Below are 6129 nucleotides of genomic sequence, written 5' to 3'. Positions count from 1 at the left end.
GACTTTTTCATAATCTAACCCGATGTACAACCCTTCTGTGAGATTTCCGCGTCGTTATTCCCTGCACGGCGGCCAATAACGAGAACCCTGTTCTGAATTTTGGTTATGGCACCAATACTATTGTTACAGGTGGCTCAGTTCGCGTTGTTTATAATGGGACGGTTGGGATTGTTCAGGATTATCTGAACTGGAGCAATCCCGATGGTAGCGCAACCTTCGGGCGGTATCTTGATGGCACCGTTCTAACAGGTCGCTCATCTGGTTCTTTGAACATCGGCGTTTCGGCACAGCCTGTAAACACTGTGTATTCCAAGAACGCAGCCGTGGTAACGTCTGATGCCAATCTTAAAACCGTAGCAGGTTATCTTGGCGATGCTTCCTATGCAGATGGGCAGAAGTTGGTCGCCGCATTAGCTACGGTGAAGCCAGTAGTTTACCAGCTTAATGACAGCATTGCTGAAAAAGGTGCTGACAAAGCGCGCTTCCATGTGGGGTATCTCGCGCAGGATATTGAAGCAGCTATCACCAAGGCTGGCCTTGACCCTGCACGCTTTGGCATGTGGACAAAGACTGCCCTGTTCACCGTAACAGAAAACAAAGACGGCACGCTCAAGCAGACGGCAACGGTCGATACCTCTGGCAATCAGCAGTATATCCAGATGCTGCGGTATGAAGAAATCTTCCCTGCTGTATTGGCAGGCGTCTCCAGCAGTCTGTCTGCGCTAACAGATCGGGTGGCAGCTCTTGAAGCCAAGAGCGCGGGGAGCGCCGCCTAATGACAACCCTGCTTGATTTTTCAGCAGGGGTGGCAACCGGAGCGGGTGGAAACACTCTCTCCGGCGGTCAGATTGTGGACGCTGTAACAAGCGGCACATCCATCTTGACCAAGCTGAACCCCGGCGCTTCTTGTGATCTGCCATTCGCAAAACGTGGCAACATTGGATACCGCATTCTTCCCGATCAGGACTGCGCTCTTTCTGTATCTGGCGGCAATGTCGGCGAATTGCAGACCATGCGTATTCTCATCCAGCAGCCGTTTGGCGGGAATTGTGAAATAACATGGCCTGATAACGTAATCTGGCCCTCAGGCGCTCCTTTTGTGGACAGCCGCATCGGGGCCGTTTGCTGTGTGGAAATCATGTGGGATGGCGCATCCCGTTACTACGGGAGGCTGATCTTTGGCTAAAGTAGCACAACCCACAACAGGGTTTGTAAATAATGGAACCCTTGTCCAGATTGGTGCAAATAATACCTCTGCACAGTGGGACTATATCTCCGTTCCCAACCCGGCTGCCCCGTGGCGTATTCTGATTGAGGGGGATCTACCCACAACCAGCACGACCCCAAGTATGTCGGTGACGTTTTTTGAGGGGAAAACCCCGCTCTTTTCCGCGTCCGGAACGTGGCAGACACAAGGCCAGTCCTCTCAGGCTGCGCTTAAACAGAACTGGAAGCTGAAACTAAAAAACGCAGACACAGGGAATAAACTGGCTCTGCGTATCGGTGACTGGTTCCCCATGACCAGCGTGACATTAAAAGGGTATGGCACGGACCGCACGCTTGTTCTGGACAGTCTCACAACAGCGATCTGGCGCGATATGCGTAAAAACCCCGATGGGGTTATGGCTCCTTTATCTGCCTATCAATATTTCGATAGCACTGATCTGGGGACACATACATCAGCACTGTTTACAACGGCTGGCTTCCCTGCGGAACTCTGGCAGAATGGCGTATTCCTTGGCCTGTATGTCCTGCGCTCCCCGGCTGATTTGCCCGATTACCTGATGGATGAGGACAATAACCAGCACGTATTGATCCAGCCCCAACATGCCGGGAATATTTGGAAAGGCACATTTAACTCTACCGAATGGACAGTCCAGTCTCCCGCTATTTCTGGTTATGACGATCAGGACGATATTTCCACAACAGCCCCAGATATCAACGCCGCATGCACGCGGATTGTGAAGTGGTTTGGCGATTGTGTTGCTGGTACCGTTGATGCCCGTGCAACGTATTGGCAATACATTGATCTCAAATCGTTTCTTGATTACGTGCTGATCTGTGAACTGGCTGGTTCATTTGACAGCATGCAGAACAATTTTGAACTAGGCAGTTGGAACGCTAGTGCCACATCGGGTATTTGGCATATGTGGCTTTACGATTGCGATGAAACGTGGGGCCTCATTATCAATGTGGGGGGTGCCCAATCAGACGCCGATCAAATCGGTTGGGTTATGGAAAACCCTAATAATTACGGCTTCCAGAACCCCGGCTTTTTCAAACTGATGCACTCCGTTTTCCGTCCTGAACTGCGGGCACGATGGGCCGAACTGCGGGATGCCGGGATCATTGATGCAGCCAGCATTAAACGGTGGATTGCTGAATATGTCGGGTTTATTGACCCCACAATGATGGCGCAGGACTTGGCGAATTGGCTGCTAACAGGCCCCACAGGTTCCATTAACGTGGCCCAAAATCTTGAAAAAGAGTCTGTAAGCTACATCATGAACTATGCAGAAACCCGTATTGCGTGGATTGATGCGCAGTGGGGCTATAGCGGCGCGTAACCGCTTGGGTTGCCTTTAACCGGGCAACCCGTTTTTTCAGGCAAAAGAATGACAGATGAACAGAGCGCGGGCACCCCCTGCGTGGCTGATGGCGTCCACGCACGTCTGGACGATCACGAAGAGCGTCTTGCTGCTGTAGAAAGGCGGCAGGACGTAACAGACGGCAAACTGGACAGCATCAGCCGGGATATTGCTGCGGTACGGGCAGAAGGGAACGCACGGCAGCAGGCCACCAATGCTGGCATGGACCGGATTGGTATTCAGCTTTCCGATTTCACGCGCCAGTTGGCCGCGCATACCGGTGCGCAGGAAGAGCGAAACAGGCTAGCCGAGGACAGTTTGCGGCGTTGGAAAAAACTGGCGGTTATTGTGGGTATTTTCTGCACGCTTGGCGCGGCGATCGGCTCTACACTTCTGTCTGATCAGGAAGTGGCCAGCACGATCTGGGTGAAATGGTTGCATCTGCGCGAACCGTGGGACGCGCAGATGCAGCCCGTACCTCAGCCACAGGAAACACAGTTCATTCTGCCCCCGCGTGAAATGGAGGCAGTATGATTCCCGCATCGTGGATGTCCGATCCCGTTCAGGTAGGTGCGCGTACGGCATGGGGTGAGGCAAGGGGCGAAGGCAATAACAGCATGGCCGCAGTGCTGTGTGTTGGCCGTAACCGTGCTAGCCGCCCTGCATGGTGGGGGCATGATCTGTGCAGTGTGTTCCTGCATCCGTGGCAGTTTTCCTGCTGGAATGCAGCCGATGTGAACCTTCCCAAGCTTCTGACCGTCACTGACATGGACGTGCAGTTTCGTGAAGCACTCGCCTTGGCGCAGGCACTTGTAGGCGGCCATCTCACTGACATGACGAAAGGGGCGGATCATTACTATGACACGCGCTCCTTACGCCCTGATTGGGCTGATCCAGAATTCTATTGCTGCACGATTGGTCATCATGCGTTTTACCGCGTGGGGCCTTTTGGAGATGGCTGATGGTAAAAGAAAAAATTAAAGAAATTGCACGTAATATAAAAGATGAATCGGACTCGCATCTCTTTCATAGTAGCCCGAGTAGATGTGAACATTCTGCCTGTCAGCCTGCGCAGGGATATGGCGCATGACTGACGCACCTGCTCCAGTAGAACCTAAACGCGCCACTGCTCTGGCTCAGACAGCCAAGGCCATTACGGCTGGCCTGTCTTTGCCCGCTATGGCGGCAGCCCTGCCGCAGCCAGAAGCAACATGGGTGCTTTATGTCTGTGTTGTGTTTGCAGCAGCAGGTGCGGCCGCAACCCAGATCCCGCTTCCGGCCAATCAGTCCGGCAAGCTTTGGCTGCTTTACCGGATTATCAATTTTTTGGCCCTCAACTGGAAGCAGGCTGCCAATGCTGCGCTTATTTTGCACGGTGCAGTTTCTTCTAAATCTGATCTTCCCAAGGGAGGGAGCGGATCTATTGTGACCATTTCGAAAGACAATACGAAATGAAGAAAAGTATTTTTGCGCTGGGGTTTTTACCGCTTTTGGCAGCTTGTGCCAATACGGCGCAGGGGAAACTACACCAGGCTGTTTACGATGTGGACAGTGCTTATCATGTGCTGGCCAACCCGATGCCGGATGTGATGGCAGGCAAGGTACCGGGTGTGGCTCTGACTGATATGCAAAAAGATATTGCCAAACGTGCCAGCCAGACCTTGTTTAACGAAATCTCGTCTCTGGAAACCTCCATTGAGGCCGGAATAAGCATTACGCAAACAGCCGTGAGCGCATTGCAAGCAGACTTCGCATCTTTTGAAACCTGCTGGGCAGGCCTGAAAACCGACACCACGCCAGATGCCTGTGCAACTATTGGCGGAAGCAAGTAACATGAATGCAGCAGAAATCAGCGCCATCCTTGGCGTTGTAACCACCGTTGCAGGTCTGGCCGAGAAATATGGGCCGGAAGTTTATGAAACGGTGAAGCAGGCCATTGAGCAGTCCAAGAGCAAAACCGGGCCGAGCGTGGCGGATATTGAAGCCATCTTTGCCAAATGTAAGGCTGACAACATGGCTATTCAGTCTGCATGATACCCGATTTTGAGTGCGGCATGATTGTTGGTGGCGTGGGAGTTTTCCTTGCCACCATTATCTTGGTTATGGGCTGGCGGCTGCTGGTAATGCGGTCTGGGTTTTGGCGTGGATATTGACCAAGAGCCGCCATAGGTAGCGGACAGGCTCTTGGCTTCTGGTTGTATGCCACGGATATACGGCAAAAATTTGATGGCTTTGTTTTTGTTATCCTTTTTGGGTGGCAAGGAATGAACAAAAAACTGTCATGAAGCTGATAAAATCCTGTGTTGTTTGAAAATCCGTGCCATCAATACTTTCTTTGCGTGAAATGGAATATAAAAGAGCATTTTCTGTTTCTGCGCTGATATTGCATGTGTAAAGACCATCCTCACGCTGGATAAAGTTCAGGGCGAGGAGATATTTATTGTTGTAAAGTGATAAGGTTTTTGAAAGTTCATAAAAGTCATTCTGACAAATCTTTTGGGAAATACATACAAAGATAACTTTTTTATCTGAATTGAGTAGATCTACAAATCTCTCAACACAGCGTTTATAATATTTGTAAACGTCATCAACAGATATATCATAGTGATTAAATGTGAACAGAACACCGTAGTGTTCTTTATAATATCTGTGATCACAAAAATTTGCATCTGGTGAGAGCTTATCGCTATCAGCAATTTTTATATGCTGTGATTTATCCAGAAATGTTGAAAATTCGTCCTGAATACAATGATTTACCATGCGGATATCACTAAATATCCAATCAAACGGGTAGGATTTTTGTTTAAGGCCAAGATTTTTAATGACTGAAGCTGTTAGGCAATGATCTCCCATAGAAACCACTTCAAGCCCTTGGGTATTCCGCACAATATATTTTAGTTGCCGGTAATATCCGAGTAAAGAGAGCTGATCTTTTAAAGATCGTTTAAATTTTTTCAGACTGTCCATAAGATCCCTTGGGGTTGGATATGACTGACAATAATATGAATTTATCAATATGCCTGCATTGGAAGATTTTGGTATTTCCTCCAACATCGTTCTTGGAATATCCTATATGGCACATGAACATTTGCCATGAAAAGCTGCTTTTGTGTTCATATCTTTACTTTAAGAACGGTATTTTGTTATTCTATAGAAAGCAAAATAATATTTATGATGAAAGGTATGAGCACGCAATCCAAGCGTCCTAATCCGCCACATGTTAAAATGGATTTTTTCCGTTGTTTGCATGAAGGGGTAGAAAGCGATTGGCTTCCAACACTGGCTCAGGCGGATCTTGATCCTCCAAGCCAAAGCATTCTGCCGCCAAACATTCCCAAAAGAATTTCTCAATACTGGCATAGTGAAACACTGCCAGATGATGTGGCCCGCTCTATTGAAAAAGTAAAAAATAACAATCCTAGTTTTGAGCTGGTTCTTACGCATGATGAATCAGCTCGTGCATTTCTGCGTACCCATTTTGGGCAAGATATGGTGGCATTTATGTTGATATTTTCATGCATGCGCCACTTACGCACATAAC

Annotated in this window: 10 protein-coding genes; 9 read left to right on the top strand and 1 reads right to left on the bottom strand. The window is 49.2% G+C overall.

Annotation, left to right across the window (positions count from 1 at the left end):
• Positions 1-323: 323 nt before the first annotated feature.
• The 8 genes from APA10_RS15355 (at position 324) to APA10_RS04450 (ending at position 4622) form a co-directional block, all read left to right on the top strand.
• Entirely contained in the window at positions 324-776 is a 453-nt protein-coding gene (locus APA10_RS15355; RefSeq protein WP_250698524.1) for a tail fiber domain-containing protein, read from the top strand.
• A complete protein-coding gene (locus APA10_RS04480; protein ID WP_035367339.1) occupies positions 776-1186 on the top strand; it encodes a hypothetical protein in 411 nt (136 codons plus the stop codon). Before APA10_RS15355 ends, APA10_RS04480 begins: the two co-directional genes overlap by 1 nt.
• Entirely contained in the window at positions 1179-2567 is a 1389-nt protein-coding gene (locus APA10_RS04475) for a CotH kinase family protein (RefSeq protein WP_250698523.1), read from the top strand. Before APA10_RS04480 ends, APA10_RS04475 begins: the two co-directional genes overlap by 8 nt.
• Positions 2568-2615: 48 nt before the next feature.
• Positions 2616-3122, top strand: coding sequence for a hypothetical protein (locus APA10_RS04470; RefSeq protein WP_035365896.1), 507 nt, complete (start codon positions 2616-2618; stop codon positions 3120-3122).
• The gene (locus APA10_RS04465; RefSeq protein ID WP_003629980.1) at positions 3119-3550 is read left to right on the top strand and encodes a cell wall hydrolase; all 432 of its coding nucleotides are present in this window, start codon (positions 3119-3121) and stop codon (positions 3548-3550) included. Before APA10_RS04470 ends, APA10_RS04465 begins: the two co-directional genes overlap by 4 nt.
• A gap of 124 nt (positions 3551-3674) precedes the next feature.
• Positions 3675-4043, top strand: a complete 369-nt coding sequence (locus APA10_RS04460) for a hypothetical protein (protein WP_003629982.1) — start codon at positions 3675-3677, stop codon at positions 4041-4043.
• Positions 4040-4420 carry a putative periplasmic lipoprotein gene (locus APA10_RS04455; protein ID WP_003629983.1) on the top strand — a complete coding sequence of 127 codons (381 nt, stop codon included), beginning with the start codon at positions 4040-4042 and terminating at the stop codon, positions 4418-4420. The genes APA10_RS04460 and APA10_RS04455 overlap by 4 nt, the downstream gene beginning before the upstream one ends.
• 1 nt (position 4421) lies before the next feature.
• A complete protein-coding gene (locus tag APA10_RS04450) occupies positions 4422-4622 on the top strand; it encodes a hypothetical protein (RefSeq protein WP_003629984.1) in 201 nt (66 codons plus the stop codon).
• A gap of 207 nt (positions 4623-4829) precedes the next feature.
• Here the strand turns inward: APA10_RS04450 and APA10_RS04445 are convergent, their stop codons facing one another.
• A complete protein-coding gene (locus APA10_RS04445) occupies positions 4830-5555 on the bottom strand; it encodes a DUF1796 family putative cysteine peptidase (protein WP_003629986.1) in 726 nt (241 codons plus the stop codon).
• A 126-nt stretch (positions 5556-5681) separates the two neighbouring features.
• Between APA10_RS04445 and APA10_RS15350 the strand changes: the two genes are divergently transcribed.
• Positions 5682-6128 (top strand): glycosyltransferase family 32 protein, encoded by a 447-nt coding sequence (locus APA10_RS15350; protein WP_231111101.1) that lies wholly within the window; start codon positions 5682-5684, stop codon positions 6126-6128.
• The last annotated feature ends 1 nt before the right edge of the window (position 6129 follow it).

The organism is Acetobacter pasteurianus subsp. pasteurianus LMG 1262 = NBRC 106471, from assembly GCF_000285275.1.
GTDB lineage: Bacteria > Pseudomonadota > Alphaproteobacteria > Acetobacterales > Acetobacteraceae > Acetobacter > Acetobacter pasteurianus.
Note: the sequence above shows the minus strand (reverse complement) of the source record. Positions and strands in the feature narration are given on the sequence as shown.

Excerpts from the sequence above, each read along its gene's own strand:
- APA10_RS04470 (WP_035365896.1), top strand. The coding sequence starts at position 2,616 with ATGACAGATGAACAGAGCGCGGGCACCCCCTGCGTGGCTGATGGCGTC.
- APA10_RS04455 (WP_003629983.1), top strand. The coding sequence starts at position 4,040 with ATGAAGAAAAGTATTTTTGCGCTGGGGTTTTTACCGCTTTTGGCAGCT.
- APA10_RS04465 (WP_003629980.1), top strand. The coding sequence starts at position 3,119 with ATGATTCCCGCATCGTGGATGTCCGATCCCGTTCAGGTAGGTGCGCGT.
- APA10_RS04460 (WP_003629982.1), top strand. The coding sequence starts at position 3,675 with ATGACTGACGCACCTGCTCCAGTAGAACCTAAACGCGCCACTGCTCTG.
- APA10_RS15350 (WP_231111101.1), top strand. The coding sequence starts at position 5,682 with ATGAAAAGCTGCTTTTGTGTTCATATCTTTACTTTAAGAACGGTATTT.
- APA10_RS04450 (WP_003629984.1), top strand. The coding sequence starts at position 4,422 with ATGAATGCAGCAGAAATCAGCGCCATCCTTGGCGTTGTAACCACCGTT.
- APA10_RS04445 (WP_003629986.1), bottom strand. The coding sequence starts at position 5,555 with ATGGACAGTCTGAAAAAATTTAAACGATCTTTAAAAGATCAGCTCTCT.
- APA10_RS04480 (WP_035367339.1), top strand. The coding sequence starts at position 776 with ATGACAACCCTGCTTGATTTTTCAGCAGGGGTGGCAACCGGAGCGGGT.